The sequence below is a fragment of the Anaerofustis sp. genome (assembly GCF_019420015.1).
Lineage (GTDB): Bacteria > Bacillota > Clostridia > Eubacteriales > Anaerofustaceae > Anaerofustis.
Genome location: NZ_JAHZIA010000011.1, coordinates 15,248 through 41,782, shown reverse-complemented (window position 1 = coordinate 41,782; position 26,535 = coordinate 15,248). Strand labels below are relative to the sequence as shown.

48 protein-coding genes are annotated in these 26,535 nt (G+C 28.2%); all 48 read right to left on the bottom strand.

Annotated elements, in window-relative coordinates:
- Window positions 1-8 precede the first annotated feature (8 nt).
- Complete coding sequence (locus QZ357_RS03645) at window positions 9-485, bottom strand: phage tail assembly chaperone (protein ID WP_290771892.1); 477 nt, start codon at window positions 483-485, stop codon at window positions 9-11.
- A gap of 34 nt (window positions 486-519) precedes the next feature.
- A complete protein-coding gene (locus QZ357_RS03640; RefSeq protein ID WP_290771890.1) occupies window positions 520-954 on the bottom strand; it encodes a phage protein in 435 nt (144 codons plus the stop codon).
- Between the two features lie 20 nt (window positions 955-974).
- Window positions 975-2,096 carry a DUF3383 family protein gene (locus QZ357_RS03635; RefSeq protein WP_290771888.1) on the bottom strand — a complete coding sequence of 374 codons (1,122 nt, stop codon included), beginning with the start codon at window positions 2,094-2,096 and terminating at the stop codon, window positions 975-977.
- Window positions 2,097-2,110: 14 nt separating this feature from the next.
- A complete protein-coding gene (locus QZ357_RS03630) occupies window positions 2,111-2,695 on the bottom strand; it encodes a hypothetical protein (RefSeq protein ID WP_290771886.1) in 585 nt (194 codons plus the stop codon).
- A gap of 1 nt (window position 2,696) precedes the next feature.
- Complete coding sequence (locus QZ357_RS03625; RefSeq protein ID WP_290771884.1) at window positions 2,697-3,080, bottom strand: hypothetical protein; 384 nt, start codon at window positions 3,078-3,080, stop codon at window positions 2,697-2,699.
- 2 nt (window positions 3,081-3,082) lie between these two features.
- Window positions 3,083-3,790: a hypothetical protein gene (locus QZ357_RS03620; protein ID WP_290771882.1), complete on the bottom strand. Its 708-nt coding sequence runs from the start codon at window positions 3,788-3,790 to the stop codon at window positions 3,083-3,085.
- Window position 3,791: 1 nt separating this feature from the next.
- Window positions 3,792-4,277, bottom strand: coding sequence for a DUF4054 domain-containing protein (locus QZ357_RS03615; protein ID WP_290771880.1), 486 nt, complete (start codon window positions 4,275-4,277; stop codon window positions 3,792-3,794).
- 22 nt (window positions 4,278-4,299) lie between these two features.
- Window positions 4,300-4,698, bottom strand: a complete 399-nt coding sequence (locus tag QZ357_RS03610) for a hypothetical protein (protein WP_290771879.1) — start codon at window positions 4,696-4,698, stop codon at window positions 4,300-4,302.
- Window positions 4,699-4,779: 81 nt separating this feature from the next.
- Window positions 4,780-5,628, bottom strand: a complete 849-nt coding sequence (locus tag QZ357_RS03605) for a DUF2184 domain-containing protein (protein WP_290771877.1) — start codon at window positions 5,626-5,628, stop codon at window positions 4,780-4,782.
- A gap of 180 nt (window positions 5,629-5,808) precedes the next feature.
- The gene (locus QZ357_RS03600) at window positions 5,809-6,318 is read right to left on the bottom strand and encodes a hypothetical protein (protein WP_290771875.1); all 510 of its coding nucleotides are present in this window, start codon (window positions 6,316-6,318) and stop codon (window positions 5,809-5,811) included.
- Window positions 6,318-7,625 carry a DUF2213 domain-containing protein gene (locus QZ357_RS03595; RefSeq protein ID WP_290771873.1) on the bottom strand — a complete coding sequence of 436 codons (1,308 nt, stop codon included), beginning with the start codon at window positions 7,623-7,625 and terminating at the stop codon, window positions 6,318-6,320. The genes QZ357_RS03600 and QZ357_RS03595 overlap by 1 nt, the downstream gene beginning before the upstream one ends.
- A gap of 110 nt (window positions 7,626-7,735) precedes the next feature.
- Window positions 7,736-8,119 (bottom strand): hypothetical protein, encoded by a 384-nt coding sequence (locus QZ357_RS03590; protein WP_290771871.1) that lies wholly within the window; start codon window positions 8,117-8,119, stop codon window positions 7,736-7,738.
- Between the two features lie 12 nt (window positions 8,120-8,131).
- On the bottom strand, window positions 8,132-8,617 hold the full coding sequence (locus tag QZ357_RS03585) for a hypothetical protein (protein WP_290771869.1): 486 nt from the start codon (window positions 8,615-8,617) through the stop codon (window positions 8,132-8,134).
- A gap of 2 nt (window positions 8,618-8,619) precedes the next feature.
- The gene (locus QZ357_RS03580) at window positions 8,620-9,345 is read right to left on the bottom strand and encodes an ADP-ribosyltransferase (RefSeq protein ID WP_290771867.1); all 726 of its coding nucleotides are present in this window, start codon (window positions 9,343-9,345) and stop codon (window positions 8,620-8,622) included.
- Between the two features lie 4 nt (window positions 9,346-9,349).
- Window positions 9,350-10,177, bottom strand: coding sequence for an ADP-ribosylglycohydrolase family protein (locus tag QZ357_RS03575; RefSeq protein ID WP_290771865.1), 828 nt, complete (start codon window positions 10,175-10,177; stop codon window positions 9,350-9,352).
- Between the two features lie 5 nt (window positions 10,178-10,182).
- A complete protein-coding gene (locus QZ357_RS03570; protein WP_290771862.1) occupies window positions 10,183-10,389 on the bottom strand; it encodes a hypothetical protein in 207 nt (68 codons plus the stop codon).
- A 31-nt stretch (window positions 10,390-10,420) separates the two neighbouring features.
- On the bottom strand, window positions 10,421-11,428 hold the full coding sequence (locus QZ357_RS03565) for a zeta toxin family protein (protein ID WP_290771860.1): 1,008 nt from the start codon (window positions 11,426-11,428) through the stop codon (window positions 10,421-10,423).
- A gap of 10 nt (window positions 11,429-11,438) precedes the next feature.
- Window positions 11,439-11,603 carry a hypothetical protein gene (locus tag QZ357_RS03560; protein ID WP_290771858.1) on the bottom strand — a complete coding sequence of 55 codons (165 nt, stop codon included), beginning with the start codon at window positions 11,601-11,603 and terminating at the stop codon, window positions 11,439-11,441.
- Between the two features lie 16 nt (window positions 11,604-11,619).
- Complete coding sequence (locus QZ357_RS03555) at window positions 11,620-11,961, bottom strand: hypothetical protein (protein ID WP_290771856.1); 342 nt, start codon at window positions 11,959-11,961, stop codon at window positions 11,620-11,622.
- 10 nt (window positions 11,962-11,971) lie between these two features.
- Entirely contained in the window at window positions 11,972-12,262 is a 291-nt protein-coding gene (locus QZ357_RS03550; protein WP_290771854.1) for a hypothetical protein, read from the bottom strand.
- Window positions 12,263-12,372: 110 nt separating this feature from the next.
- Window positions 12,373-13,230 (bottom strand): phage minor head protein, encoded by an 858-nt coding sequence (locus QZ357_RS03545; protein ID WP_290771852.1) that lies wholly within the window; start codon window positions 13,228-13,230, stop codon window positions 12,373-12,375.
- Window positions 13,227-13,526: a hypothetical protein gene (locus tag QZ357_RS03540; RefSeq protein WP_290771850.1), complete on the bottom strand. Its 300-nt coding sequence runs from the start codon at window positions 13,524-13,526 to the stop codon at window positions 13,227-13,229. The genes QZ357_RS03545 and QZ357_RS03540 overlap by 4 nt, the downstream gene beginning before the upstream one ends.
- Window positions 13,527-13,552: 26 nt before the next feature.
- Window positions 13,553-14,059, bottom strand: a complete 507-nt coding sequence (locus QZ357_RS03535) for a hypothetical protein (protein ID WP_290771848.1) — start codon at window positions 14,057-14,059, stop codon at window positions 13,553-13,555.
- Between the two features lie 30 nt (window positions 14,060-14,089).
- Complete coding sequence (locus QZ357_RS03530; protein WP_290771845.1) at window positions 14,090-14,293, bottom strand: hypothetical protein; 204 nt, start codon at window positions 14,291-14,293, stop codon at window positions 14,090-14,092.
- A 24-nt stretch (window positions 14,294-14,317) separates the two neighbouring features.
- Complete coding sequence (locus tag QZ357_RS03525) at window positions 14,318-14,482, bottom strand: hypothetical protein (RefSeq protein ID WP_290771843.1); 165 nt, start codon at window positions 14,480-14,482, stop codon at window positions 14,318-14,320.
- 21 nt (window positions 14,483-14,503) lie between these two features.
- Window positions 14,504-14,629: a hypothetical protein gene (locus QZ357_RS03520; RefSeq protein ID WP_290771840.1), complete on the bottom strand. Its 126-nt coding sequence runs from the start codon at window positions 14,627-14,629 to the stop codon at window positions 14,504-14,506.
- Between the two features lie 11 nt (window positions 14,630-14,640).
- Window positions 14,641-14,811 (bottom strand): hypothetical protein, encoded by a 171-nt coding sequence (locus QZ357_RS03515; RefSeq protein ID WP_290771838.1) that lies wholly within the window; start codon window positions 14,809-14,811, stop codon window positions 14,641-14,643.
- A gap of 82 nt (window positions 14,812-14,893) precedes the next feature.
- Entirely contained in the window at window positions 14,894-15,238 is a 345-nt protein-coding gene (locus QZ357_RS03510; RefSeq protein ID WP_290771836.1) for a hypothetical protein, read from the bottom strand.
- A gap of 36 nt (window positions 15,239-15,274) precedes the next feature.
- Window positions 15,275-15,520 (bottom strand): phage holin, encoded by a 246-nt coding sequence (locus QZ357_RS03505; RefSeq protein ID WP_290771834.1) that lies wholly within the window; start codon window positions 15,518-15,520, stop codon window positions 15,275-15,277.
- Window positions 15,521-15,536: 16 nt separating this feature from the next.
- On the bottom strand, window positions 15,537-15,827 hold the full coding sequence (locus QZ357_RS03500) for a hypothetical protein (RefSeq protein ID WP_290771832.1): 291 nt from the start codon (window positions 15,825-15,827) through the stop codon (window positions 15,537-15,539).
- A gap of 19 nt (window positions 15,828-15,846) precedes the next feature.
- A complete protein-coding gene (locus tag QZ357_RS03495; RefSeq protein ID WP_290771830.1) occupies window positions 15,847-16,095 on the bottom strand; it encodes a hypothetical protein in 249 nt (82 codons plus the stop codon).
- Between the two features lie 160 nt (window positions 16,096-16,255).
- Window positions 16,256-16,471, bottom strand: coding sequence for a hypothetical protein (locus QZ357_RS03490; protein ID WP_290771828.1), 216 nt, complete (start codon window positions 16,469-16,471; stop codon window positions 16,256-16,258).
- An 18-nt stretch (window positions 16,472-16,489) separates the two neighbouring features.
- Complete coding sequence (locus QZ357_RS03485; RefSeq protein WP_290771826.1) at window positions 16,490-16,621, bottom strand: hypothetical protein; 132 nt, start codon at window positions 16,619-16,621, stop codon at window positions 16,490-16,492.
- Window positions 16,622-16,659: 38 nt separating this feature from the next.
- The gene (locus QZ357_RS03480) at window positions 16,660-17,034 is read right to left on the bottom strand and encodes a hypothetical protein (RefSeq protein WP_290771824.1); all 375 of its coding nucleotides are present in this window, start codon (window positions 17,032-17,034) and stop codon (window positions 16,660-16,662) included.
- A 1-nt stretch (window position 17,035) separates the two neighbouring features.
- Complete coding sequence (locus QZ357_RS03475) at window positions 17,036-18,961, bottom strand: hypothetical protein (RefSeq protein WP_290771822.1); 1,926 nt, start codon at window positions 18,959-18,961, stop codon at window positions 17,036-17,038.
- Window positions 18,962-19,017: 56 nt separating this feature from the next.
- A complete protein-coding gene (locus QZ357_RS03470) occupies window positions 19,018-19,476 on the bottom strand; it encodes a hypothetical protein (RefSeq protein WP_290771820.1) in 459 nt (152 codons plus the stop codon).
- A 142-nt stretch (window positions 19,477-19,618) separates the two neighbouring features.
- Complete coding sequence (locus QZ357_RS03465) at window positions 19,619-20,263, bottom strand: hypothetical protein (protein ID WP_290771817.1); 645 nt, start codon at window positions 20,261-20,263, stop codon at window positions 19,619-19,621.
- A 115-nt stretch (window positions 20,264-20,378) separates the two neighbouring features.
- Window positions 20,379-20,510 (bottom strand): hypothetical protein, encoded by a 132-nt coding sequence (locus tag QZ357_RS03460; protein WP_290771815.1) that lies wholly within the window; start codon window positions 20,508-20,510, stop codon window positions 20,379-20,381.
- A 24-nt stretch (window positions 20,511-20,534) separates the two neighbouring features.
- Window positions 20,535-20,681, bottom strand: coding sequence for a hypothetical protein (locus QZ357_RS03455; protein ID WP_290771813.1), 147 nt, complete (start codon window positions 20,679-20,681; stop codon window positions 20,535-20,537).
- A 28-nt stretch (window positions 20,682-20,709) separates the two neighbouring features.
- Entirely contained in the window at window positions 20,710-20,904 is a 195-nt protein-coding gene (locus tag QZ357_RS03450; protein WP_290771811.1) for a hypothetical protein, read from the bottom strand.
- A gap of 11 nt (window positions 20,905-20,915) precedes the next feature.
- On the bottom strand, window positions 20,916-21,338 hold the full coding sequence (locus QZ357_RS03445) for a hypothetical protein (RefSeq protein WP_290771809.1): 423 nt from the start codon (window positions 21,336-21,338) through the stop codon (window positions 20,916-20,918).
- A gap of 172 nt (window positions 21,339-21,510) precedes the next feature.
- The gene (locus tag QZ357_RS03440) at window positions 21,511-22,044 is read right to left on the bottom strand and encodes a hypothetical protein (protein ID WP_290771807.1); all 534 of its coding nucleotides are present in this window, start codon (window positions 22,042-22,044) and stop codon (window positions 21,511-21,513) included.
- Between the two features lie 36 nt (window positions 22,045-22,080).
- Window positions 22,081-23,118, bottom strand: coding sequence for an S-layer homology domain-containing protein (locus tag QZ357_RS03435; RefSeq protein ID WP_290771805.1), 1,038 nt, complete (start codon window positions 23,116-23,118; stop codon window positions 22,081-22,083).
- Window positions 23,119-23,287: 169 nt separating this feature from the next.
- Complete coding sequence (locus QZ357_RS03430; protein WP_290771803.1) at window positions 23,288-24,412, bottom strand: hypothetical protein; 1,125 nt, start codon at window positions 24,410-24,412, stop codon at window positions 23,288-23,290.
- Between the two features lie 2 nt (window positions 24,413-24,414).
- Window positions 24,415-24,561, bottom strand: a complete 147-nt coding sequence (locus tag QZ357_RS03425) for a hypothetical protein (protein ID WP_290771801.1) — start codon at window positions 24,559-24,561, stop codon at window positions 24,415-24,417.
- Window positions 24,558-25,760 carry a hypothetical protein gene (locus QZ357_RS03420; protein ID WP_290771799.1) on the bottom strand — a complete coding sequence of 401 codons (1,203 nt, stop codon included), beginning with the start codon at window positions 25,758-25,760 and terminating at the stop codon, window positions 24,558-24,560. Before QZ357_RS03420 ends, QZ357_RS03425 begins: the two co-directional genes overlap by 4 nt.
- A 15-nt stretch (window positions 25,761-25,775) precedes the next feature.
- The gene (locus QZ357_RS03415; RefSeq protein ID WP_290771797.1) at window positions 25,776-26,252 is read right to left on the bottom strand and encodes a hypothetical protein; all 477 of its coding nucleotides are present in this window, start codon (window positions 26,250-26,252) and stop codon (window positions 25,776-25,778) included.
- A gap of 67 nt (window positions 26,253-26,319) precedes the next feature.
- Window positions 26,320-26,535: a hypothetical protein gene (locus tag QZ357_RS03410; RefSeq protein ID WP_290771795.1), complete on the bottom strand. Its 216-nt coding sequence runs from the start codon at window positions 26,533-26,535 to the stop codon at window positions 26,320-26,322.

Sequence of the window (26,535 nt, the reverse complement as noted above, 5' to 3'; positions counted from 1 at the left end):
ACTTTCTTCTAAGCTGTAGCCGTTACATTCTTCACTTGATCCATTATTTTCTGAGATTCCTCCAAAACATTTAATTTTTGGAGGATTTCTAAGAAAAAATCCTTATAATTTACCTCAACTACTTTCAAAAGTAAAAACCCTACCAAAAGCATATTATTGTCTAAACCGGGCACACCAAAATCACCATTAGATTGCAACACAGCTACATCACCTGATTTTAATTTTTCATAACAATTTTTCATCAATCTTTTTTGAAATTCTGCAAACTCATCAATTGACATTTCTTTTTTATTCATTTTATTTGTAATAGACAAAACTTTATCTAATTCAATATTTAAATCATCATTTAAAAAAGAAAGTAAATTAAAAGGCAGAGCTTTTGTTAAAATTTCTTTTAAAACAGCGATTCCTTCAAATGGAGACATTTTTTTAATAACAAATGTTCTATCTTCATATTTAACAATCTGTTCTGTTACTCTTTCCATTTTCTATACCTCTTTCTATACCTCATTAAACAAACTAAATTGTATTTTGCGTAACATCTGCAAACAAAAAATTCCAAGTTATCTGCCCAGCGGTTGCTTCGTATGCCTTATCTGGTAATTTAACAATACTTCCCCCGTTCAATATATCCTGGACACCAGTCGTTTTATCAGTCAACACAGCTTTAATTAAAGACCATTCAGAAGTAGCCGCACTTTCTAAATAATTATACCATTTTTTTAAATTTGTATTTAATTCTGACGTTTGTTGTACATTTAAAGCTAAGGTACCGGTTCTATCTTTTATCTTTGAAACAACTGGAGTACCATCATACGCCACTTCAATTTGAGATCTATCTGTTCTCATGCTAACCTGCACAGAACCAAGACCCATGCCATTAACAGATAACTGACCCAAAGATGGATGAGATAAAGTTAAATTTACATCTGAAAAAGAATATGTTTTAGGCATTTTTTAATTCACCCCTCTCTTTATCTGCTTATATTTATTCCTAATGTGATATATTCAATTGCACCTGCTAATTTAATACATATAAAACAATTAGGTGCTTTTCTATCCACTCTATCGCTTGCTGGTTGTTCACTCAAATCATCAAATAAAATTAAATATCCTTGTGATAAAGTATCACCATACTCAAGTGAAAGAATTGAACTTCCAAGCCAAATTCCAGGTTGAATAAATTCAATATCTACATAACTATCCAAAACTTGAGAAATTGCCGAAGTCAAAATATTAATTCCCGTATCTGTCTGCGGAACTTTAGGATTATTAATCAGCGTATTCATTAATTCATTTCTCAAATCATTAACAAGCATATCTATATAATAAACTTCATCAAATCTATCACCATTCAACATTGTGCCTTGTCTAAATAAACTATAATAATATCCTTGTTTAACATATATATTTACATTATTTGATAAAATTTTTCTCAAATCAGCATATGTAATTTCATTAGATTCCAGCCCTACTATAGATTTATAAGCAAGAGTAAAAGACTTATTTATTTTTTTATTATACCCCAGAGCATATCCTAATATACCCGATATTGCAGTTTTATTAGAATTTGAATCCGATACATCTCTTTGAACAATTGTTTTCTTATAATTTTCAGATTTTAATTGTTCAATAATTGTATCATAATTTTCAAAATTTTTATCAAAATTTAAACAAAAAACTGATTCTGGAGAAGCCGTTTCAATATAAGAAGCTACAGCTTTAATATCAGTAACTTCCATTTTATTTACAACAGAATCCAATATAATTAAAGCATACCACTCAAAATTAAGATTTCTACATTCTGAAATAACATTAGCAAACTGTTCATCTGTTTCTTTTACACCTAAAAAAGCTTTTTCAGGTGAAGGTGACTGTGAAAAATATAAATTAATAGCAAGATATTCTGGTGAAGTAGTTTCAAATCCTAACTCAACCAAAGAATCTAAACTATCAATTTCTTTTACTCTGTCTTCTTTTGTTATTTTTTCAGAATCTGTAATAAATAAAGCAGAATTTAATGTCTTTCTATATGACACTACCGGACTTAATGTAACACTAATATCAATTATATCGTTTAAAGTTATATTTGCCACTTATTTAACCTCCTTCATTTTTCTTTAACTATAACTTCTCTATTTAAACTTTCCTTTTCTGTTATTAAATCAATATTAACAACATCTATCAATGGTATCTCTTCAATTAACGCTGATTCTAAATAGTAACTTACTATCAATTCAACCCTTGCCCACCATTGATTATTTAATTGTTCATATAATAAAACAGCCTCAGGAACATCTACAATCAATTTAATATCATATTTATCTAAAAAACTTTTAGCTTTATAACTATAAAGCATATTTCTAAATTCATAAGAAATATCTTGCACACTTTCATCTCCGTAAAAAATCCAGTGAACATCTATTTGTCTTAATTGCGACCTTTTTATTGTTATTTCGTCTTCTAAAACTTCTCTTATTTCTTCATTTATCTGTTTATTAGTATCATTATCGGCATAATTTATCCAAACATACGACACTCCTTGTCTTATCTCCTGAAAAGGTGCTGAATTTAATTGATATGCCAAACGTACAAGATCTGATTCATTTTCATTTTTTAAATCAATATCTCTCAAAAGTGCGGTTAAATTTACAAATATATCTTGTAATTCTGTATATTTTATAGTTTCTGACATTTTATGACGCTCCTATTTTTGATATTACCGCTTTTGTAAAGCCATAATCATCTGCGTCCATTACAGCTATAACTTTATATTCATCCTCATTATAAATTATAATATCAGAAGTCCTATTTTCACCTTTTGAAACCTCTGAACTCGTCATATAAATTTTTTCCAAACTATGTACAGATTTTATTGTTTCGTTTCTATCACCCTCTGGAACCATGCTTAAAGTTTTTTCATCCGATGCAGAAACAACAGCATTTATTTTTATCTCTTTTTCATCCTGCTCAAATCTACCATTTACATATCTTCCGTTAGAATGTCTTTTAATAATTATCTGCTGTGTAAACTCCGGACTTGCAACAATATCAGCAAGATTCAACCAAACCTTAGACATATTTACCTTCCATTTTTCTTTTTTACAACATATGTTATAGATTTTCTCAATTCACCTGTATCAATCAACGGTCTATCTTTTCCTTTTTTTGCTTTTATGGTTAAAGGTGAATTAGGCGGCCATCCATTTCGTGAATCAGTAAACCATGATCTAACTTTATTTTGTGCAAACATGCCAGTTTTCTTGAGTTCATTTACACCTTGTTCTAAATCAAAATTTAAAAATGATTTTAAACTTTTTAATAACTTCTCGTTTATCTTTTCACTATTCGCTTCAATTGCAGGCTCAATAATTGGACGTGGCGGTATACGATAAGCAGGTGAACCATGCGACATAATAAACATTTGATGTGCTTTTTTTCTTGCATCATTAAAATTCATACCATTGTCTATTTGCTTCTGAATTTCTTGACGTACTTCCTTTTTATCTACACCGTGAGTATGTATATATGCCAATTCTGCATTATTAATACCCTGCTCTCCTTTAGCTCTTCCTGTGTTTTCAGAAGGTATTCCTATTAACAAATCATACTGTTCTACTTCTTTTAAATATTCTTGTATATCTATATATTTTTTTATATTAATTTCACCAAAAACAAGAGACTTTAAAGGATCTCCTTTTGTAAAATTTTTTACGCTTTTATCAATTTCTTTTTCAATTAATTTTGAAAAATTACCCGCACTATTTTTTATCTCGCTTTCTACCGACATATTACCACACCCACATAGGGCCTTTCGACATTAATTTAGCTATAGAAACATATTGATTTCCAAACATAGTTAAATTAAACTGGCCCCAATTTTCTACATTTTGCATAGCAAGTGAAAAATCATAAGAAACAGAAACATCCCCAACAGATTTAGAGCTAACTAACCCTTTAGATTGTCCGGCGGCTATAACAGCGGCGGCAGGGCTATTTATATCAGAGTAACTCATTAAATATATAGAGCAAAAATGAGCTACAAATAAGCACATACCTAACTTCCACTGTTTTCCCCATCTACCTTCATTCACCACTTCATTTGCAAATTCTATATACATTTTCACAATTTCATCTGGTAATTCCTCTAAACCTTGAAATTGCGGATAAACCGCATAAAATTCTTCTAAATCAAACGGGGGATTTTCATTTTTTTTAATATTTGAAGCCGCACCAATTAAACCAATATCGTTAAATATCCTTCTATCATAGCTCATTTTAAAATCCCCCGTTTATATTTTAACCAATTAATTTTTCAATATAATATTCTTTTGGTTTTTTACTTTCAACTTGTATTCCTTTTTCTAAGCAAATATTATAAAGTTCCTTACTTGATTTTTCGGAATAAGACTGTAAATCATTATCACTTATATTTAAATTTTCTGTATTATTTAAAGCTTCATTTATTTCTTTTGATTCAATCTTTCCATTTGTTTCAATTTTAGCAATATCTGAATTACTTTCAATTAATTTAATTTTATTTGAATCTAACAAAGCTTTATACATTCTTGATTTTAAAATCCAATCAGGCGCATATGTAAATTCATATGCTCTTACTCTAAATTTAGTTTCATAATCATCTGGGTGGTTAAAAACAGCCGTTTGATTACTAAAAATTTGCACTTGACCTGTTCTCATATTTTTTCCTTTCACAAATTTAATCAAATACGGGAGGGCAAAAACCCTCCCCTAATTACTATTTAATTTATTTATTTTTCATTAAATACCATCTTTATAACGAATCGTTTCATAATACATAATTTTAACTTGACCTAATTGTCCTGCATATGCAGTCAGATAAGCCATCTGTTCTACATTAGGTTGCGTCATTACTCTTCCGAGCATAACAGGAATGTCAATTCTAACTTTTTCCTTTTCATTTACATAAGCAACCATTCTATTTTTTTGACTTGCGCCGGCACCTGTACACCATCTGCAAGGATAAATCATAAGATCTCTGTCTTGATTTTTAGCAATATTATTTTCAAGAATATACTGAAGCACAGAAACGTTACCAGCTTCAGAAACTTTTCTTGTAACAATATAGGCATAGTTAGCAGGATCAACCAAAATATGATTAGCCATACCAGTTAAATCATACTCAGAAGCTTCCCAAGTCTCAAGAACTAAACTATTAATATCATTTAAAATTTCATCTGGCGTTTTCTTTTTCCATTCCGAAGCACCCGCAGTACCGTTTTCCGCCATTTCACTTTGAACAAGCGGATTATTCACAAGACCATAAATATCCAGACTTTCATATCCTTCATATGTCATTGTGTCAATATCTTTATTCCAACCAAGTTTAATACCCTTGTCAAGAATATCATCCAGACTTCTACCAACCGTTTTAAGAAGCTCATTGTCAACAAAAGGAATCCTTAAAATATTCGCCCAAGAAAATACCTTAAAATTATCCTTAGTGATATTTGCTTGCATAATTGGAATATCATTTGTCTGTCCTCCAATTATACCAGAAGTACCACTACCTGTAGTGGCATAGTCTACAAAATAATTGGAAGTATATTCACTCCATCCGCCACCTGTATCAGCTACTATATCTCGCATCCAAGTTACGGATGTAAGTGGTTCATATAATTTAGGATCTCTTTTCTCAAGCTCTCCATTTAAAAAAGCTAAACCTGAAGCAATCGCGCTATCATTTACCCGTCTCATAACAGGCGCATTATCAAAAACACGTCTTACTTGATTATTTCCGTGAAACATTATTTTAACCCCTCCAAATTATTAAATTAAATTTCTTTCAAGTATTGTAATTTCTACTCCGCCTTTACCATCTACATAACCTGTTGTGAATCTTGCTGGAATAGCGAAACCTTTTGTAGATGGATCTGTCGCATCAAACTTTCCCGTCACAAAATTAAAGTATACTTTTCCACCCGCTTTAGGTGTACCTGTACCCATCTCAACAATTGCGGTACCACGCACAAGAATATCACAACCCTTATTCTTTAAATATGCAGAAGCTTGCTGTGTATATTCTGTAGCCTGAACTACTTCAGCTACAGCGATACCTACAAACTTATCAACTGTATCAGTAGATGTTTCTTCGCCTACATCACCTGTTACAGTGACATTTCTTACAGTATTATCATCATTTAAAAATACTGCCGCACCAAAATCAATTGCTTCACTTTCACCAGAAACAATCCGATTAATTACAATTGCATCTGCATCTCTTGAAATTTTTCCGATATATCCTAAATTTAAAACTTTTCCAATAACAGAACCTGGCATTACTTTACCTCCTTTTTATAATGTGGATTATACATTTCAGCAATTTTCTTACCTAAATCAGATTCATTTGAAAATGAATTGTCTTTAGTTCTTCCATTTAAAATATCAGAATAAACTTTAGACGATGTTTTTTTATAATTCTTCTTAGAATCTTTCACTTGCTTCTTAAGAACTTTTGCTAAATTATCAGAAACACGCTTTCTTTCCTTCTTATTGGGAATATATGCAATAATAGGCTTTAAAACCCTCATTAATTCAATTGCCGAATCTTTTGTTCTCTCTATTTCTTCCTTTTCCTCTATTTCACAATCACCATCTTCATTAATTTCTTCCGGAGACACTTCTACAGATTCTATTTCATCCACATCAGCATCTTCTACTTCTTCCTCTTCTTGCAACTCTTCTTCCAACTCATCTAAAGATTCCATACCCTCGTCCGAAGGTTCTTCTATCCCTTCATCTTTTACTCTTGATTGCAAAAGAGAATACAAAGCATCTTTTACATCAGACAATGTTTCCTTCATTTGCTCCATTTCCTCATCATTATTTTCTATCTCTTCTTCCTCTTTCTTAATAATTTTAGCAGGCTGGACTTCCTTTTCTTCATCTTCAACCTTTTTTTCTTCAACAAGATCATTCATAGCATCTAAAATATCTTCAGGATCGGCATCCATAGCAACATGCTTTAAACCTACCGCTTGAAGAAATTCTGACGTTTTTTGTCTCTTAGGAACTCTATAGCTCATTTTTTTTCTTCCTCCTTTTAATGATTCATTTTTATTATCTTTTATAGCAACCCTATTCCCAGCTCTACCAGCACTCACTAAAGCAACATGGTTTCCTATTATATTTTTTTGAGCATACCCATCTTTAAATGGTACATACTCACATTCATACCCGCAAGATACTTCGCGCTTATGCTTACTTTCTATTTCTTCTATTTGAGCTAAATTATAAACTATAATATCAGCTAAAAGTAAATCACTTTCTTTTCCTGTACCTCTTCTAACATTAGTTACCACACCTTTTCCGTAAGTTTGAAAATTCATCGGTGTAACCCAGTCAGACGGATGCTCGTCAACAAACACTTTACCCTCAAATGAAGATATTGTTTTAGCATTAAAAACTTCATCTTCTGTACGATAAACTTTTATTATTTCATCCGCCCTATCATGCAAACCTAATTCTTTACCTAAATATTTTTGCACACCAGTTCTTGCTATTGGTACATTATAACATATTAAAAAATCTTCTGGTGTACGCTTCATATTAGGACTTATTTTTGAACCAAAATGCCCTTTAGCCATTAATTTTATTTTACCTCTCTCTTTACATGCTACTTATATAGTATAACATAGCATAAATAATATGTAAACAAAATTCGGACTTCGTATCCTAAATATTTGAATCACCTACCTTAATTTTTTCTACACTCAACTACATTAGTAGCTGATTCATCACATTTAGAAATTATAAAATTATTAAAAACTTTATATTGTTCATCCGAAATATTTTTTATTGCTTTTATAAATTTTTCTCTATATTCATTATATAAACTTGTTTTAGATTTTACATTATTTCCAACTTCATCATTTAACAATTTTTTAATCTCAACAAGAAAGTCGGACAATAATTCGTTATTTTTCAATTTTGCTTTCATCAATCTATCTCTTGCAGAAATAACATTTAATATATTTTCATTTCTTGCAAAATATTCAACAAATTTATATTTAAAATTTTCATTTAATCTACGCTCATACTCAAACAATATTTCATCTAATTTACTTATTATTTCTTTCATTTTATTAAACCTTTATTTTGATACACCTTGCAATCTATTAATAATACCTTGATAGATTAAAGAATGATCATTTTCATCATTAGCTATCTCGACAAACTTTTTTCTATCTTCATCAGGTGCAATCTCTAATAACATTAAATTTATTTCTACGGCATCATTTTCCATCTGTAACGCTCTTGCTAAAATCTCTTCATAATCCATACCATTATACTTACCTGTTTCAGATGGTAAACCTTCATCTAACTTTTTTTCTAATTCATTTTCATTCAATACTTTTAATTCTTCAGCAAGCTCATCTAATGTATTTCTTAACCTTTTTTTATCTCTTTTTGAAATTACATCAGAATTTAATTTACTTTCGCATTTTTCTATTTTTTTAATTATTTTAAATAAATCATTATCATTTACTTTATTAATTTTTTGATCTGAAAAACCTACTGGATTTTCTGTATCACTATCAATTTTCCATTTATCATACAAAGTTAAATTTTTTGACATATTTATACCTCTTTTAAATTTATCTCTATTATCTTTTTACCATTTTCTAACTCTGTTGTTTTAAAATCATTATTTTTTAACACATATCTTGATGTTGTTGGGTGTAATATTTCATCTTCTTCAGGAAAAACAGATAACTCTTTAACAGAAGCACCAGATTTATTTTCTAAATTAAACAACAAACAAATATTTTTATTATCATCCAGAGAATTTTTACCAAAATTCATAGATATAGACTTATTAGAACTCCAACTTGAAATTCCTTGCATATCCATCGTTTTACCTTGTTTTAATTTATTTATTATTTTATCCGCATCTTCATCTGAAACACCAAGACCTCTGTAAACTGTACCTTCATACTTTTCTGATCTATATATAAAATCATCTAAATCATTTGAATATTTTTCAAACTCTTCATCAAACTGTTTCCCAGAGTATTTATCTCTGTAAGCTTGTTTTATTCTATCGTAATATGAACCAGTATAATAATATAAAGACATATAATATCTATCGGTATCTTCTTCAGAAATGCCTTTAATTCTCTCTTTTATTTTACTTTTCGGATCATATTCTTTACTTTCAGTATGAGATGAAGAAAAATTTTTATTTTGATTTCTTCTAAATTTACCGCTTCTCGCTGAACCGCCTTTATGTTCCGGTATTCCTACATGATTATAATGACCTGAACCATCTCCACCATCAAATACCTTAATAATTTCACATAACATATTTTCACCTTGTTAGCAAAACATTATTAAAATCGCTTAATTTTAAAATAAATTCTTTTTCCAAATACCCTAATACTTTCTTTGAAATTTCTTCATCCTCAGGGTAATAAGCTTCTGCTAATGAGGCCGTAATTATACCAAGTGTATCAGAATCAACTCCACAACTAACAGCGTTTCTTATAGCATCTTCTGTAGAATTTGAATCTATAAAACATTTATAAGCATATGGGATTGTACCTTCACATGTTTCATCAAATAACGCATTTGAAATTTCACTCGGAACAACATATCTGCTTTCTTTTATAATCTTATCTTTGCTCTCATAATAATTAAGCAATTTAAATATTGATTCTGCAATATCAACCGCACCCTTTATACCATATGGATGATTATGTGTTACAGAAGCAGAACATTTTGCTAAAATTCTTACTTCCTTTATTGATTTTGAATACCATGCAATGGGAGATACCCTCATTGCTGAACCATTTCCAAAACTATTATAAGGATACGCTTTTTCATATGTATTTGATAACCATTTTAAAAAGTTCGATCCATACAACAATTTTGAATCATTATATTTGTTACCATAAGTATAATATTTTTCTTTAAAAATATTAATCAATTTCTCTTCAATATCTTCAATAAAATCGTAACTTTCTTCTGTATATCTCTTATTTATTTCAATCAAAGCGTCAACCGTTGCAATAGTCAATACTGTATCATCTGTATAATACATATCATCTTGAAACAGTTCAAAATCTTTCGTATGAATATTATTAAATTCATATTTAGAACCAATAATATCTCCAGCTATAGTATTTAACAATCTCATTTTACTTAATCCATCCATTCTGCATTTTTTGTAATCTCTGCCAACTCCTTATCTAATTTTTTATCAAATTCTTCATCATAAATTTCTAAAGCATCATCGTCATAATCAAACTCTTGACTACCAAAAGGGATAATTTCTTCTATCAATCCTTCTCTACCTTTTTCATCTTTCATTTTCATAATCTCTCTTTTTGTGATTTTACTTTTTGCCATATCAGCACCTCCACTATTATTATAACATAAACTATATTTTAGGTCTACTTTTTAATTTAGCACCAGGATTATTTTTTAAATATTCCTTTTCATAAACAGGAATCATCTTTTTAAATCTCTGTTTTATTTCATCATCAGATTCTTTTGTTTTATTTATAAATTTATTATATTTTTCTTTATCTAAAATCTTTAACTTTCCATCTTCACCAGATTTTGCTATTATAACAGGCTCTTTCCCATTATTATCTATCAATGCAGATTTATTAAATAATCCTGCTAACTCTGGATAATTTACAGATACTTCTTTATGGTTCTTAATCACTGTATCTACCGAAGGAAATCTACCTGTCCGTAAATATCTTAAATAATTTCTTTTTAACGCTTCATCAATATCTACAGTTGCAAAATTACCCACAACCGGACTTCCTGATTTTTTAGCATCAAGTATTTTCTTTTTCGCCTTTTCTGTTTTTCCAGCAAGTGTACCATCCATTAAAACATTATATTCTTTACTATTTACTGCTTTACTAAATAACTTCTTAGCCAAAGCAGAACTTTCTTCATGTGCAAAACCTGCGGCAGTTGGATCATTTTTAGACTTTAATTCATTATACTCTGGTATATCTTTCTTTAATTCGTCAGGATCTACAACAATACCCATTTTATTTGAAGCACTCGGAACTTCAGGAAATAATTTAGAAATTGCAGTTGTTTTACCACTTGCAGAACCACCACCATTAAAATAAATCACTGGATTATGGGTTTTCTTAACATCTCTAAAATAATTTTTTATTGCTTCATTATGTAATTTTTTTCTATTATTTGAAAGTTTTCCGTTTTCTATATATTTACCTACCGAATGTTTTTCAGGATTTTTCAAAACATCAGTATCAAGATATTTCATGAACGCACTTCTACCAGATCCACCTACTTTTCCGGGTCTGCCCTCATGACCAAAATTGCCACTACCTTTCCCTCCATCTTTTACTATTATGCCTCTAAAAATACTTGAAATATCATCATAAGTTTTGCTTTTCATATTACTTCACCTACAAATCATCCTCTTCAAAACCAACTCCATTATAATTTTGAAAAAATCCATTAAAAAAACCTTTTTGTACACAACCTTCTTTTAATAACATTCTATACTCAATATAATTAGGCACAATACAAATTAAAAATAAAACTTTTTCCTTAATAACTCTTAATTTCATTTTTTCTACCTCTCTTCTATTCTTTATATATCTCTATACCTTTATCTCTTTTCATAACACTTTCAAATCTTGCTCTTGTTTGTGGATAAGCTGACACAAGCTTTCCTCTTTTACCACCGACATAAACAGTAGTCCAGTCGCCATCATTTTTTACCGTTCTGTTTCCTACAGTATATGCCCTTACTCTTCTTCCATCAATATCTTTTAAAGATCTTTTTTCAGATTCTTTAAAATACTTACTTAACCCCATGTCTTTTGAAATATCATTTCTCTTTTTTCTTTTTATAAAATGAGATTTTCCATTTTCAAATTCAAATTTAGCATCAAATATTTTCACTATACTGCTAATTTCAATCATATTAACCTCTTTATTCAACCAATTCAAACTTTTCCTGCATAATATCACAACACTGGTCTATATAATCTGCGACATCATTCCAAATTCTATAATTGGAAGTCATTTTCTTAACCTGATCAAACAAATCCATGCAATCAAGTTCAGATATTTTTTTCATCATTTTTTCAGTAATCACAACATATGGGATAAATCCATTTCCACATAAATCTTTTCTAAATTCTTTCAACGTATAAGATTTTGAAGCCACACATGTTATATTTTTATTTTCTTTAAAATGTCCAATTGCTAAATATTTTCTCACTTTTCTATCTCCTTTTACAATCTATCTCTCTCAATCTGTACTTATAATATATCACATTTTTTTATTTTTGTCTATCTTTTTTATAAACTTTTGCTTCTAAATCATATAATTTATCTATTATAAAACTCATTCCTGAATTTACTTAATGTCATAACTTCAATCTGTTTTGTTTTCCAATTATATACTTTATGCGGCCAGTTTATATCATCCAAATCAATCAAAGGCTCCTGATAACATCTACAATTATAAATATTACCTGCATGATATGGTAATGGTATCTTTTTATATTTATGTCTTTTATCAAGTGATTCAGGTGAAGCTGGATGTTTATAATTTACTAAAACACCTTCCATAATCTTATGAGAACTTCTCACTGATACGTCTTCCGAAGTTCTCCACACATACCAATAAACCCCTAAGTCTTCTGATCTTGCTTGTGTCAAAGCTGAACTAAATTTACTTGTTTCTGTTCGCGCTATTAATTTTGCACTTGCAGAAGAATTGTGAGGAAAAAACTTTTTTATTTCTTTTGAAATATCTTCAGATCTTTTTCCTTTAAACGCTTCTGAATTTATATGCCTTATAACATCTTCAGAAATTTTCAAAGGTAATGTTTCTATAAGTGTAGCGTTATATTTAAACAACTCTTCCATTCTTTTAGAAACATTACCTTTGATTTCTTTTTCTATATCTTTTTTAATTTCTTTTCCTCTACTACTCTTTCTTGCCGCTTCGCGCCAACTTCTGGAATTTGAAGCTAATAACATAGTAGATATTGTTTTTACTATTTCATTTGTCTTACGTTTATAAATTTTAGATTTTGATGCATTTTTTAAAACAGCTTTAAATTTTGATATATCATCTGTATATTTTAAAGCCTCTTTTTTTATTGGCTTTAATAATTTATTTAATAAAGTTACATATTTTCTTTCTATATATTTTGGTGTATCAAAATTCTTTTTTTTCATTTCTTTTTACATAATCTTTCAAATTTTTCTAAACTATTTAATGCTTTTAATATAAACTTTGTATCTTCTGCTTTTCCCATTGTTGGTATTCTTTTATTCAGCATTTCGTCTTCGTCACATTTATCAAAACTTGATTTAACATATTCTAACATTGTATCATCTTTTTCTTCTACCTTTTCAGGAAGTTTTAAACCCTTACTTTCCTTATTAAATTCTTTAACATTTTTCTCACCAACAACTTCTTTTCCTTTTTCAGAATTAAAAAATCTTCTCTGAGCTTCACTTTTGTATGGCATTATTTACACCTTTCATTTTTTTAATATTACAAAAATTCATTTCCAATCTTTTTAGATTTATATGATTCATTTTCTTTCTCAAGTTCATCAATTAATTTCTGTGCTTCTTTAAAATTTTTAGAAAAAATATTGTTTATAATTTCTTTCGATTTTTCAGATATTTCAGAATACCATTCTAATAACAAATCATCATATCCTACATAATCAGAAGCATCATATATTAACTTTGATAGCCACTTTTTTATTCTTAAATTACCATTTTTGCCATTTGCATAAATTACATTGGCTTGCTTTTTAGATAATTTTACTTTACCCAAACCTTCTTTATTCTTTTTTATTTCTTTTACTACATTTTGTTGTTTTATATTATTTGAAGATGATTTTTTATTTGCAAACTTACTCCCAAAAACTTTTGGATTGCCTGCAATCAAACCTCCACCTTCACCAAAAGCTACATGTTGATGCCTCACTGTTTTCCAGTCCGCTTCTTGACCATTTACAATTGCATCAACAACTCTTTTTAAATTTATCATATTTCATCACCGTTTATCAAAAGATCAAAATTAATATACCATTTTTAACTGAGTATTTTCAATCCTAATATTTAAAGCTCTGTTATAACCAAACAAACGATAAGCAGTATTTTTAGCATCTTCTTTATTTGCTTTACTATTTGCTCTATGAGAACTATAAAATTCAAATTCACCGTAATCATGCCCATCATCGTAAAACGCAATATATTTTCTCATTTTTCTACCTCTTTTCATTGTTTTACTATCTTAAAGATAAATTTAATTTCTAATAGTAAAATTATATATTGTTGTCAAAACATTAAATTCTGTTTTACATTCTTCACAATATTGTCTCAAATAATTAACAGCCTCATTTATTTTTTCACTATCTTCTGTCACAGCCCAATCAACACCATCTAATCGTACTATATAATAACGTTTCATATTACACCTCTTTTTCTTTCTCTACTCAATTACAAGCTCTACACTAACTCCTTTTAAAACAGATTTACTTTTCTCTAAAAACAACTCTGCTCTAATTTTATCTCTAAACATAAAATAATTATTATTTATTTTTACAAAATAACTCATATCTCTCCTAATCACGCAACAGCATTTATTACATAGATTGAATCACTATTTTTTCTCTCAAAGAAAAGACCATTGAACTTATAACCTCTTACTATCAATTTTACATCTTCCTTGTCATATATACCTAAATTAAATTCTTTTTCCGTTTTCACATTTATTTTAGTCACTTCATATCTTTTCATTTTTTTCTACCTCTTTTCTTTTTTTCTAACTCATAACTTCTATAATTATAATAACATGATTTTATAGTTTTGTAAATATAAATTATATAATTTCTTTAAATTCTTTGCTACATATTTTATACAAAAGATCAAAATATTCTTTTTCTTTTTCATCATTTATATCAATGTTATTTTCTAATACATCACTTAAAAATACACTAATATATTTAATTATACTTTTTAATTCACCAGCTTTATTAATAACTTCTTGTTTTGCAATATTGTTACTCAAATCATTATTTAACTCTTCCAATACTCTTTCACTTTTTCTCTTAGTATATAATAAATCTAAATTATCCGGCTTATCTATCAATGCTACTTCGCATAAATTTATCATTTTAACATATGTTTCTTTTTTAAATAATTTAGGCGTTCTATTATTTACCATCTTATCTCCTTTTTATTTTTATTTATATTATATTATTTATTTTTCTTTTAAACTTTTCTTATATTCATCAGCAATTACAGCCTCTTTTGTAAAACTGTTATTTTTCCACCATGCCCATATAGTAGCAACAACTGAAATAACAGCAGAAACGCCTTCATAAACCTGTTCATCACTAAATGGTAAAGGATTAACATTACACATTGTCAATACAGAATTAAGCAGAGCAATAACTAATACTATCGTTCTTATCAATGTTTCTTTGGAAATTTTTAAATCACTCATAATAATTATACCTCCTTTAAAAATTAGGTCTTTTTATTTTTGAAATATCCACATCATCGGGTTCAATATACAATTTATAATCTCCCAAATCAAACCCGCCGCCTTTTTCAGCAATAATTAAAGCATGATTATAAAAATCATTAATAGTTTTATCTAATTCTTCAATATCTGAAATTTCCGCTCCATACATAAAATTCATAAAATTTGCTGAATCGTGTAATTCTTCATATACATCCTGCAAATCGTATAATTCTTTCACAGGATTATTGCAAACTATTGTATTCTTTGCTACTTTAAAATATCTCATTTTCACCACCTACCTAAACCTAATAGTCTCCATTGACTATAAATACATTTTTTCCATCCACCTCAATATCTAAATATGACTGGTTAAATCTATCATGATATTTAAGTGGTGAAAAGAAATTTGCTAAAGAATCAGCAACTTTTTTATCAGAATATATTTTATACTCAGCAATTGCCTTTTTAATATCATTAGCACCTATCTTAAATGCCGGAATATTTTCACACTCACAAACGCAAACACTCACAACATCAAATCTTCTATCAAACATATCCATACCTCCTAAATTTCATTACCTAACTCATAACTCCTATAATTATAATAGCACAATTTTAATAGCTTGTAAATACAAAATAACAAAAAATACCCAGATAATTTAATTTATTTTTTAATTTCTGGGTATTTTAGCTTAATTTATTTTATTTTTTATCTCATTTAACCATTTCAACAATCTTAGCAAGTGTATGTTTTCTGCATAATTCTCTAAATTCATTGTATTGCTTCATTATTTCTTCACTTCTTTCTATTTTATTGTTAGCAACAAACATATCTAAACCTACTCCAATATCTACATCTTCTTTTAAACAAATTTCTCTAATTTTATCTGCATTTTTAACAAAAATATTTCTTTCTGCAATTTCCTTCATTATAATTACCTCCATTTTTTATTTTTCAATTAAATATTCAACACCATTCTCAATTAAAATAGTGTCTACCTGACTTCTTAACTTATTGGGTACATCTGCATAAGTAATTTTTCCTAAAATTAATTTTGTTGCAAATAACATAGCCATCATTTTAAACCTCTTTTCTTTTTATATTAAAAATAGCTTATTTAAGCATATATAATTTGACCTACTTCTATTAAACAATCTTCAAGAAATTCCTGATTTTGACTTAAAACATCTATTTTTGCTTTTAAAAGATTATTTTCTTTTTTAACTTCATCAAGTTTTCTTTGCTTTTCTTCTGCTTCATTTTTTACAACCCCTAAATAATCTTGATAACTTTTTTCATCCCATACACATTCTATAACGGTTCTACTTTCCTCATCTATTTTAAAATCTATAAAACCTGAATATAATTTACCTGGCATTTTATATATCATTAAAAAATCTTCAGGAAATATATATAAATCATCATTTACATCTAAATCAATATCTTTATACAATGTCTTTGTTTTTATATCTAATGCATATTTTACATTCATTTTAATCACCTATCATACCAACATCATTAGAGAATTTGAAGAAATACACTTTATATAACACATCTTTTTCATTACAACCTAAAACTGGATTTGATTGAGATGTAATTATTAATTTATTATTGTTTTTACAAACTATATAATCATCTGTTAGATCAATATCATAACTACTATCCGTGAAATACCTCTTTGTACCATTCAAAGCAATCAATTGACTGCCTGCTTTAGATTTAACAAATATTCCATCAAAACCTTTTTTTAACACAGTTTCAGGAATTGTAATCATATTTGTCATTCCTAAAGTATTAACATTAGATTGTAGCAAAATATAAACACCTGTACCTAAATATGTAACTGTATCAATTATATACAAAGGAAAATCACTTATCTTTTCATTATCACTATTTTTTACACTTATTTTTGTGTAACTATACTGACCCTCTTTATATTTAAAAGCTTTAACAGGAAACGGTAAAAATTCTTCTACAAAATATTCATCATATTTAGTACTAATAGAACTCATACTTACATCTTTACTTTTAAAATCACTTATAAAATATACACTTCCATTTAAAATATATGGAGTGCATCCTGGATATTGGCTAATCTCATTTTCATATATATTATAAGACTTATATCCTGACGATGAAGTTATACTTGTTATTTCTATATATTGACTTTGATAAATAGCTATAAATTTATTATTATAAAATCTTATCAAAGGTCCAATTGTATTAATATTATATGTTGCATTATTGCTACTATAAGGTACTGTTGTTATTCTTGTTACCCCATTTTCCACAAGACTTGATTCTGATACATAGCCTATTCTATTATCTTCTTCATTTTCTTCTAAAATAAATGTAACTAAAAATTGATTTTTAGATGTATCAAAAGATATGCCTGTTACAACATCTGTTAAATTTGTACTCAAACAATATGCAACAACATTATCTTTATTATTTTTATTTATTTTTAAAACAAATGCTTGATACCTATTTTCATTTCCATGTGCTACATACACATACTTATATGTACTATCAATTTCTTGTTCACTTAATATATTTATAGTATTAATTCTTGTTGCAATACCACTTATATTTATATCTATCAATTCGCCATTTCCTGAATAATCTACATATAACAAATCAATATTACCATTTGTGCTACCAGGCTTTACTAATGCAATACCATCATCCATATAAAAAGCACCATTTGCATATGATGAATCATATGAATATCCTGTGCTTTTTACTCTTACTGTATTATTTGCTCCTATAGTATAAGTGTCTAAATACAAAGAGCCTGAAGATCCATTTTCTGTAGCAAGTATTAAAACCTTATTTCTTTGGCTATTCCAGCATGCATAAATGTAAGTTGTATTATATGCCCCTCCACTTTGTCTATTTTTTATTTCTTTTATTGCTTTTGTACTTTCATTATATGTAATTAGTATTGGATAAGTCGTATTACTATTGCTTATAGCATATCCTGAAACTCTTTTTAAAAAAATAACCCATGTACCATTATATATAGTCAACAAACATGCTCTTGTTCCCGGATAGCAAATGTCGAATAAATTTTCAAGATATTTCATTGTAGAAGTTTTATCATTTTCTTCTACATAATACATACTACTTGAATTTATAATATCGCCACCAGGTGGTATAATGCCATCACCTTTTAAAAGTTTTTCAACATTTTCTTTTATTGTACTGTCTTCTTTGGCATCAATATTTCTATCAGACATTACTTGAGCAATAGCATTTACCATTGTAGTGGATTGTCTTAATGCTTTATTGTATAGACTTGACCTTGCTATTCCAGACTCCACTCCGTTTAAACGCTGTCCATCTGTTGAATAAGCCTCGTTTGTCATTGAATTATTGTTATTTTCATCAAAAATTAAAAATTCATTTATACCAGGCAAAATAAACCTCCTTTTGTTTTATTTATATATTTTGAATGCAATAAATTTATAATTAATCAATAAAACGCAAAATAATAATATTTATTGCCTTTTTCATTAGTATTTTTATTCCATCCTTGCGAAATTCCAACGTAAAACCCATCATCAGAACATAAATATGTTTCTGTGTTTGTTATACGATTGCCATTTATATTAGTAAATTCGGCATAAAATATTTTGCATTCAAACATTACTATAAAATCGCCCATGATAAGTACGCCTTGTGGAGATATATCTAAACTTATTTTTCTAACATTACTACCATCACCATCATAACTTCCAGTTCTAAACCTATTTTCTTTCAAAACATCATCTACAGTTCCCATACCATCCACAATTATATTTTTAGCATTAAATAAACTATATATATTGCTTTTTAACGTCCCATCTTCTTTAGCATTTAAACCTTTCTCAGACAATAATTGTCCAAAAGCATTTGAAAGTAAAGTGGCCTGCCTCATTGCTTTATTATACAAATTTGATCTTGCTATACCCCCCCCACTCCATTTAACCTTTGTTCGTCTATTGAGTAGGCTTCATTTGTTAAAGAATTTTGATTATTTTCATCAAACACAAGAAACTCATTTATTCCTGACATTTATTTTTCCTTTCTTTATTTTAAACATAATAACTATAAATATTCACAGTAAAATTTATATTAAATTTATATTCACCCGGTGTTGATCTTGGTGTACGAAATTGCAATAAAATTTTATTGCCATTCCAAACTTCAAAATTATCATATGATGTTACTAATGATGAAAAATTAACATGCTCCGGTATATTATCTACATGATTATAATTTAAATTTATTTCCTTATTTATATAATAAAATTTTCTATCATTAAACTTATACTTTCTATTTTTTGATTGTGTAGAATCTAAATAGAAATTCATTAACATACATTTATCAGTTGAATACGGTTCGTCATTCAATTCTCTTCCGATACAAAGTTTAACATACACTTGCGAATTACTTCTTGTAGTTTCAAATTCTGCTTCTCCAATTACCTCAAATTCCAAATTTATATATTTATTAAACTCTTGTATATCAATATTTTCTATCAAATTTGCAACTTGTTCATTTAAATAATAGCAATCTTCATCTATATTTATTTTTGTACTTTTTATTAATTTTCTTTTCATAACTGTTTTAGCAAAATCATTATAATTTTTATTTAATTTCTCTAAAACTTCATTTACATCACTTCCACCTAATTGTGAAACAAAATCATTCGGTATCTTAACATTATCAGATCTCATTAATCCGTTTTGCAAATTATCTTTTAAACTTGCATCTTCTTTAGCATTATAACCATTTTCAGATATAATTTGACCTATAGCATTTCCTATTATAGTAGCTTGCCTAATGGACTTGTTATAAAGACTTGATCTTGCAAGCCCCCCCCTCTACACCATTTATTCTCTGCTCATCTACTGAATACATTTCGTTTGTTATTGTATTTTTATTGTTCTCATCAAATATAAGAAATTCATTTATCCCAGCCATACTTTACCCTCCCAATAAAGTTTATTATTCTTTTTCCATCATACTAACAAGTTCATTATATTGCTCTGTAGTAATTCTATCTGCAAGAAGAAACACATCTAACTTTTTAAGCATATCTTCTTGTTCATAGCTACCATTTTGAATTAATTTCTTGCATCTTTCATACGTCATAATAAATACCTCCTTAAATATTAAATAGTTATATATTTAAATCTGACAAGCAAACTAAATACTCTACATTTAAAGAAGTATCAAGTATTGCTATTTCAGTGTCAGACAAAACATTATCAGTTTGCTTTTCAGATCTTACTTGCTTTATTTCTTTTGTAACAGTGCTGTTATCATATTCAGTAAAAATATAACCTTCTTTTTCATATTGATTTATTATATTCATTTTGCATCCTCCTACTCATCTAATTTATATCTTACATATACTTCATATTTTCTTGATTTAGAAGTATCTAAGCAAAATGAATATGTTTGTATTTTCAATGAATCATTGAAAATAATAGGCAAATCTAACACAGTATAAACATGCTCAAGACTTTTTGTACAAGTTACATCCCAATCATCAATAGTCTTCCAATTAACTTTAGCATTAGTTGTACTAATTGAATTAGATGTTCCATATATATCTAAATAATTATTTTGATTATTAAATTCCACATTTATACCTTGACTATAAACAAATCCATTGTAAAAGCTATTACAAGCCCAAAGTACAATTTCTCCATCAATTGTGACCTTAATTATTACAAATTCATTGTTAACATTTGAAGCTGACACTATATTAGTAAAGCAAGCAAGCACGATTCCTGAACCTTGCACATCTAATATTGTTTTTAAATTTACATTTTTAATATTAGAAGGTTCTGATGTACTATCAACACTTAATTCGGTATTTATTTCTTTAAAATTCTTTAGCTCCTCCAGAGCCCCCCCTCAATTGTACCACCTGAGGAGTACATACCTAATGGATTTAATAACATATTATTTCACCTCATTTTAAATAACAATAAACTACATAGCATTTTACTAATTTATTAGGTTTTCTTTTACATTTAAATTTTAATGTATTTGTTGCCTGATTATAACTTGTTATTCCGAATTTCATAAACAAATCCATTGTTTCTATTTTTGGAATTGTAATTATAAGTTGTTCTTCTTCATCCGAAGTTATACCGTTTATTGTTTTTGTACAAACATACTTTTTTAATGTATCATCTACAATCCAATCACTTACATTAAAATTAACAGAAGTTACTTTCCAGCTATCTACATTACCAAAAGTAAACTTTAATGCTTCTTCCAACTCATTTACATCCTCAATTGCATTTAAATTTCTATCAGATATAATTTTTCCTATAGTAGAAGTCATTACAGATACGTTTCTTTGAAATTTATTTTGCAAGTTAGATCTTGCTATGCCTGAAGTCAAACCATTAATTCTTTGCTTATCTGTTGAATAAGTTTCATTTTCTAAAGTATTATTTTTATTTTCATTAAATACTAAAAACTCATTAATTCCTGCCAATTTTATCACCTCCCTTTTAAAATTAAACTATTTTATTTATTTTATTTTATCTAAGTTATATAAAACTTGTGCCAATTGTGCTCTTGTTAAAGGTGAATCAGGTTTAAATTCATCTTCACTCACACCTTGCATATAACCTTTTTCTACAACATACTTTATTGCTTCGTTATACCATGCATTTTCTGGTATATCTTTAAATTTTTTCATTTCAACTTCACCTTCATTTTCTTTTTTACTTGGAAACTCATATTCTTCATTTATATCTCCGAGAATTGGAAGGCCATATCCTGTATATTTATCATAACCTTCTACATCTAAATCTTCTGCATGATCTTTCCAATATTGGACAACATCTTCTTGTGTTAAATCTCCATATCTTTCAATTAATAATGCCGTTTTGCCTGCCAAATATGGGGCTGAAAAAGAAGTACCACTATCCCATCCTCTGAAATCAATAAAATTATGATCTGAAATTCCAGTAGAAGAGTAGTAATCTCTCACAGGCTTTCCTTTGTTGTCCAAATGGCATGCCTGAACATAAATAGCAAGATCTCCGGTATCATCCTTATTTTCATTGCCTTTATTTCCAAAAGAATTAAAGAAAATAAGATTATATTTATCCTGCATTTCTTCCCAAAATCTTCCCATTGGACTTTTTTCAGGATCTTCAAAGAATCCACCGCCGATTGATCTTGTTATAATCTTAATTTTAAACTTCTTTATAAACTCTTCTGGATCATATTTGATTCTTTCATTAGAATCATGTGACGGTTGATATATAACTTCAAATTTTTCTATTTTTTCATTATCATAAATGGAAGAAATACTTGCATTTATAATTGTTGAAGCAGGTGCGGCATCAAATATACGATCATGCGTTTTACATCCATGCTCAGAAGAATTTCCTTTATGATTTTCCGTTGTCCAAACAACAACACCTTCACCTAAATATCCTGCATCATTCCATCTTTTAACACCACAATATTCATTTTGCGTTATCACTTGAGTGGAATAATAAGTATTTTTAGGATCACCACATCTTTTATATAAAAGGTCTTCTATTTTTTTACTCATCTTTTCTCCATTTCATTACAATTTTATTTTTCAACAAACCAAATGCCTTTGTCCCGACCAACTTATTCTTGATCGAAACTAAAATAATATTTTTTTATTTCTTTATTATTAAATTATTAAACTTTACTCCTTTTATAAATTTAAATTAATATAAATAAAACTTAGCATTTTATACAAATTCAGCTTTAAATTGCAAGCTGTCATTTCCTGAACTACCGGATACGTCCTTTCTATATTTAATATATATTTCATGATTTCCAGCAGATATATTAGAATATGTATACGTTTCGGCAGTTGTACTACTTTGTCCTTTTAAACTCAGTGCATAGGTAGAGTCTACTGTATTTGATAGACTTAAAGGTGTATCTAATTCTCCTAATATTCCAAAATCATAATTATTTTCACCGCTATTTATGTATGTTATTTTTACATTACATACTGTAGTACATTCAATTGAAATTTTACACAACGAATAAGAACTATTTATACCTTTATTTTGAGATTCATAATATCCGGAAGAATTTAAAACAAATCCATATTGTGCACCCGAAACCTTTTGTATTGAAAGTTTATTTTCAACTTTAGAAAAATATGCTTTACAAAATAATATCTGCGCAGAACTTAAAGCTATTTCTTTATATAAAATTGATGTATAAATTTTTTCTGTTCCAATTTCCCAATATTCAAATTTACCATCCGTTTTAGCTGTAGCTACATTACTTATATTTATTTTTCCATTATTTATTGTTAAAACTTGTCTTGTCTTTTGAATACTTCCATATGTAGAATTATTTAACGAATAATTTACAACAGATTGTAACTTATCAGGTATTCCGTCAGGTGAATTTATTGGTGTTTCACTTTTTTCATCCCATATATCAACATCAAAATAAACCATTATTTTATTTTTTGTTTCATTACTTGTAATATAAATTTTCAATACAGATCTATCATTATCTAAAATATATGTTTTTCCATCATAAACTAAATCTGAATCAGGAACAATATAATTTAAATACGATTCAGTATCATATTGATTTTCTTCTGGTGTTTTGTCAACCTCTGTATAAGTATTATTGTAATTATAATAGTAATATGTAACAGTATAATGATACTTTGGCCTAACAAATATTCCTTCCGGACTCCATTCACCTTTATCCCATCCTGCACTTTCACTATCAAAAGTAAAATAATATTTCTTTTGGAAAACTAATATATTATTTAAATACACTTTAGAAATATTTCTATTATTTAATTTTATATCACTAATTTTCGTATTGTTTATATAAAGCATTTTTATTCCTCATATATACAATATAAAACACCTTGCTGTTTTGTTTGTAAATTATTGTATTCTTCTTCAGTCAATCCTACTATTTTGGAATCTACATATTCTTTTATTACTATATCCTGTATTTCTGTCACATTGGATAAGTTTTTCATGCATCTACCTCAATATATGATACAACAATTGTTAAATCATTTGTAGGAACTTTTGCAATATCAATTTTTACTTGGCTTCTTACAGCATTATAAGTTTTATCTGTCATTACTTCTTCAAAAGTAACAGAATCATATATCATTACAGAGAATATTTTTCCTCCTGTAACATTAATTGTTTTTGTTATTTCGGTTTTTAGAAGTGTACCTTCTTGAATCTTTACTAACTTAGGCTTATTTGATAAATCTTCATAACTTCCGCTTTTAGCAACATTAGAAAGGCCATCAAACAATTCCTGAACCTGCTGTATATTATCAGGCAAGGAATTTATCTGTTGTGAGCTTAACGTAACCCCAAAGTCATTTAAAGTTGTTCCATGCGGATTGCCTGTTTTTATTTGACTATGATCATATGCAACTTTACCTTTGTCTCCAGGATAAGCGGTTGAAGATGTTTCACCCAAAGCTAAACTTGGAGAAATTTCTACATAATTACTACCAGACCATCTATAAGTTAAATTTGTATCTTTTGCAATATATATTTTTCCAGATTCACCGGTTGCAGGAAAATTATCCTTTGTATCATATTCAACAACATCATCTACATAGCTCGGTAACTGTGCAGAAGGTACTTTACCTGTTTCATCTAATGATGCAACTCCATTATTTGCACCTTTTTCTGAAGAAGGTATTGCATTAATATCAGATGCTTGTGTAGGAACTGTAATATTTACACCTTTTTCAGAAATAGATTGCTGTGCTCCGTTTACACTTATTTTTTCAATAACATTAACTTGTGCACCTGCGGCAATTCCTGATAATTTTGTTTTATCTTCGGTAACATAGTTATTGTCAGTATGTACATAATTAGCATCTTGTACTAAATCTGAAGGTTTATTTAAAACATCTTCCCATTCTACAGCATCAGCAACACCGCCACCTGTTGCACTAAGAACACCATCATTTATTGCAAGCCCTGCACCTACCTTAATACCACCTAAAGTACTTGAAGATGCAACAGGTAAAGTATATTCTTTTCCAACAACTTTCCATGCTGATCCATTATAAATATATAAATTCTTTTCAGAAGAATTATAAACAATTTGGCCTTCTTTTGCACTTCCAGGTAACACACCAACAGGTTGTATTACAGCATTTTGCAATTCGTTCCCTAATAAATTTAAATTAACTAAGTATATCATTTTAGCCCCCAATTCTTAATTTAAAAATGCCTTACCACTCATTATACTTGAGAAATTTATTCTCAAACTATTTTCATCCAAATATGTAACCTCTCCTATTACATTTGTACCTGCACTATCTATAATTGACACACTTGGATATTTTTTTAATTTATGGTTTATAATCCATTCATCTTTTGATTCCATTTGTTTAAATAAAAAGAACTTATCACATTCAATTGTAGGTTCTAAATCATCATCATCTATACCTGTTTCTGCTATCGGAATACTGTAAATATTTGTTTCTGCTTTTTTTACAAATATTTTATTTCCATCTTCATCTTCCTCAGCTATTTCTCCATAACAAGCAACTTTTAAAATACCGGCTTTTATTCCAGAAGGCATTTTAATTGTTACATCATTTTCTTCACCTAAATCAATATTTACTAAATAATCTATATCTTTTCTTTTTCTATCGTCTTTATCTTGGCTAAATTGAACTAATTTTTTCATTTCTGTCCATTCTTCACTAAAAGAAAAATTTACATTTAAAAAATTAATTTGATTTTCTATAATATCTCTACTTGGTTTCTCTATTAATTTTAAATTTTGAGATAATATCTGAAATTTTAACATCTTCTTTTCCTTTATTATAACTTTTAGAATCAAAAGTGTAAAGTCTTTTTCTTTTTAAATCAAACATACTTTCAAACTTAGAAATATTATTATTTAATGAATTTATATCACTATACAATTCTTTAACACATTTCTGGACACCTGCTATATTGTTTAACAT

Bases quoted from the DNA above. Each gene is read 5' to 3' on its own strand.
- QZ357_RS03545 (WP_290771852.1), bottom strand. From the start codon at position 13,230: ATGAAAAAAAAGAATTTTGATACACCAAAATATATAGAAAGAAAATAT.
- QZ357_RS03495 (WP_290771830.1), bottom strand. From the start codon at position 16,095: ATGTTTGATAGAAGATTTGATGTTGTGAGTGTTTGCGTTTGTGAGTGT.
- QZ357_RS03430 (WP_290771803.1), bottom strand. From the start codon at position 24,412: ATGCTTTATATAAACAATACGAAAATTAGTGATATAAAATTAAATAAT.
- QZ357_RS03500 (WP_290771832.1), bottom strand. From the start codon at position 15,827: ATGAGATATTTTAAAGTAGCAAAGAATACAATAGTTTGCAATAATCCT.
- QZ357_RS03505 (WP_290771834.1), bottom strand. From the start codon at position 15,520: ATGAGTGATTTAAAAATTTCCAAAGAAACATTGATAAGAACGATAGTA.
- QZ357_RS03520 (WP_290771840.1), bottom strand. From the start codon at position 14,629: ATGAGTTATTTTGTAAAAATAAATAATAATTATTTTATGTTTAGAGAT.
- QZ357_RS03615 (WP_290771880.1), bottom strand. From the start codon at position 4,277: ATGAGCTATGATAGAAGGATATTTAACGATATTGGTTTAATTGGTGCG.
- QZ357_RS03645 (WP_290771892.1), bottom strand. From the start codon at position 485: ATGGAAAGAGTAACAGAACAGATTGTTAAATATGAAGATAGAACATTT.
- QZ357_RS03540 (WP_290771850.1), bottom strand. From the start codon at position 13,526: ATGCCATACAAAAGTGAAGCTCAGAGAAGATTTTTTAATTCTGAAAAA.
- QZ357_RS03410 (WP_290771795.1), bottom strand. From the start codon at position 26,535: ATGTTAAACAATATAGCAGGTGTCCAGAAATGTGTTAAAGAATTGTAT.
- QZ357_RS03455 (WP_290771813.1), bottom strand. From the start codon at position 20,681: ATGACGTATGAAAGATGCAAGAAATTAATTCAAAATGGTAGCTATGAA.
- QZ357_RS03570 (WP_290771862.1), bottom strand. From the start codon at position 10,389: ATGGCAAAAAGTAAAATCACAAAAAGAGAGATTATGAAAATGAAAGAT.
- QZ357_RS03485 (WP_290771826.1), bottom strand. From the start codon at position 16,621: ATGATGGCTATGTTATTTGCAACAAAATTAATTTTAGGAAAAATTACT.
- QZ357_RS03565 (WP_290771860.1), bottom strand. From the start codon at position 11,428: ATGAAAAGCAAAACTTATGATGATATTTCAAGTATTTTTAGAGGCATA.
- QZ357_RS03640 (WP_290771890.1), bottom strand. From the start codon at position 954: ATGCCTAAAACATATTCTTTTTCAGATGTAAATTTAACTTTATCTCAT.
- QZ357_RS03600 (WP_290771875.1), bottom strand. From the start codon at position 6,318: ATGCCAGGTTCTGTTATTGGAAAAGTTTTAAATTTAGGATATATCGGA.
- QZ357_RS03605 (WP_290771877.1), bottom strand. From the start codon at position 5,628: ATGCGAGATATAGTAGCTGATACAGGTGGCGGATGGAGTGAATATACT.
- QZ357_RS03625 (WP_290771884.1), bottom strand. From the start codon at position 3,080: ATGTCTAAGGTTTGGTTGAATCTTGCTGATATTGTTGCAAGTCCGGAG.
- QZ357_RS03450 (WP_290771811.1), bottom strand. From the start codon at position 20,904: ATGAATATAATAAATCAATATGAAAAAGAAGGTTATATTTTTACTGAA.
- QZ357_RS03480 (WP_290771824.1), bottom strand. From the start codon at position 17,034: ATGAATGTAAAATATGCATTAGATATAAAAACAAAGACATTGTATAAA.
- QZ357_RS03610 (WP_290771879.1), bottom strand. From the start codon at position 4,698: ATGAGAACAGGTCAAGTGCAAATTTTTAGTAATCAAACGGCTGTTTTT.
- QZ357_RS03630 (WP_290771886.1), bottom strand. From the start codon at position 2,695: ATGTCAGAAACTATAAAATATACAGAATTACAAGATATATTTGTAAAT.
- QZ357_RS03460 (WP_290771815.1), bottom strand. From the start codon at position 20,510: ATGGCTGGGATAAATGAATTTCTTATATTTGATGAGAACAATAAAAAT.
- QZ357_RS03585 (WP_290771869.1), bottom strand. From the start codon at position 8,617: ATGTCAAAAAATTTAACTTTGTATGATAAATGGAAAATTGATAGTGAT.
- QZ357_RS03425 (WP_290771801.1), bottom strand. From the start codon at position 24,561: ATGAAAAACTTATCCAATGTGACAGAAATACAGGATATAGTAATAAAA.
- QZ357_RS03580 (WP_290771867.1), bottom strand. From the start codon at position 9,345: ATGTTATGTGAAATTATTAAGGTATTTGATGGTGGAGATGGTTCAGGT.
- QZ357_RS03420 (WP_290771799.1), bottom strand. From the start codon at position 25,760: ATGATATACTTAGTTAATTTAAATTTATTAGGGAACGAATTGCAAAAT.
- QZ357_RS03530 (WP_290771845.1), bottom strand. From the start codon at position 14,293: ATGAAAAGAGGTAGAAAAATGAGAAAATATATTGCGTTTTACGATGAT.
- QZ357_RS03465 (WP_290771817.1), bottom strand. From the start codon at position 20,263: ATGAGATCTGATAATGTTAAGATACCGAATGATTTTGTTTCACAATTA.
- QZ357_RS03515 (WP_290771838.1), bottom strand. From the start codon at position 14,811: ATGAAAAGATATGAAGTGACTAAAATAAATGTGAAAACGGAAAAAGAA.
- QZ357_RS03415 (WP_290771797.1), bottom strand. From the start codon at position 26,252: ATGAAAAAATTAGTTCAATTTAGCCAAGATAAAGACGATAGAAAAAGA.
- QZ357_RS03510 (WP_290771836.1), bottom strand. From the start codon at position 15,238: ATGGTAAATAATAGAACGCCTAAATTATTTAAAAAAGAAACATATGTT.
- QZ357_RS03560 (WP_290771858.1), bottom strand. From the start codon at position 11,603: ATGAAATTAAGAGTTATTAAGGAAAAAGTTTTATTTTTAATTTGTATT.
- QZ357_RS03535 (WP_290771848.1), bottom strand. From the start codon at position 14,059: ATGATAAATTTAAAAAGAGTTGTTGATGCAATTGTAAATGGTCAAGAA.
- QZ357_RS03575 (WP_290771865.1), bottom strand. From the start codon at position 10,177: ATGAGATTGTTAAATACTATAGCTGGAGATATTATTGGTTCTAAATAT.
- QZ357_RS03435 (WP_290771805.1), bottom strand. From the start codon at position 23,118: ATGAGTAAAAAAATAGAAGACCTTTTATATAAAAGATGTGGTGATCCT.
- QZ357_RS03555 (WP_290771856.1), bottom strand. From the start codon at position 11,961: ATGATTGAAATTAGCAGTATAGTGAAAATATTTGATGCTAAATTTGAA.
- QZ357_RS03590 (WP_290771871.1), bottom strand. From the start codon at position 8,119: ATGAAAGAAATAATAAGTAAATTAGATGAAATATTGTTTGAGTATGAG.
- QZ357_RS03620 (WP_290771882.1), bottom strand. From the start codon at position 3,790: ATGTCGGTAGAAAGCGAGATAAAAAATAGTGCGGGTAATTTTTCAAAA.
- QZ357_RS03595 (WP_290771873.1), bottom strand. From the start codon at position 7,625: ATGGCTAAAGGGCATTTTGGTTCAAAAATAAGTCCTAATATGAAGCGT.
- QZ357_RS03490 (WP_290771828.1), bottom strand. From the start codon at position 16,471: ATGAAGGAAATTGCAGAAAGAAATATTTTTGTTAAAAATGCAGATAAA.
- QZ357_RS03525 (WP_290771843.1), bottom strand. From the start codon at position 14,482: ATGAAACGTTATTATATAGTACGATTAGATGGTGTTGATTGGGCTGTG.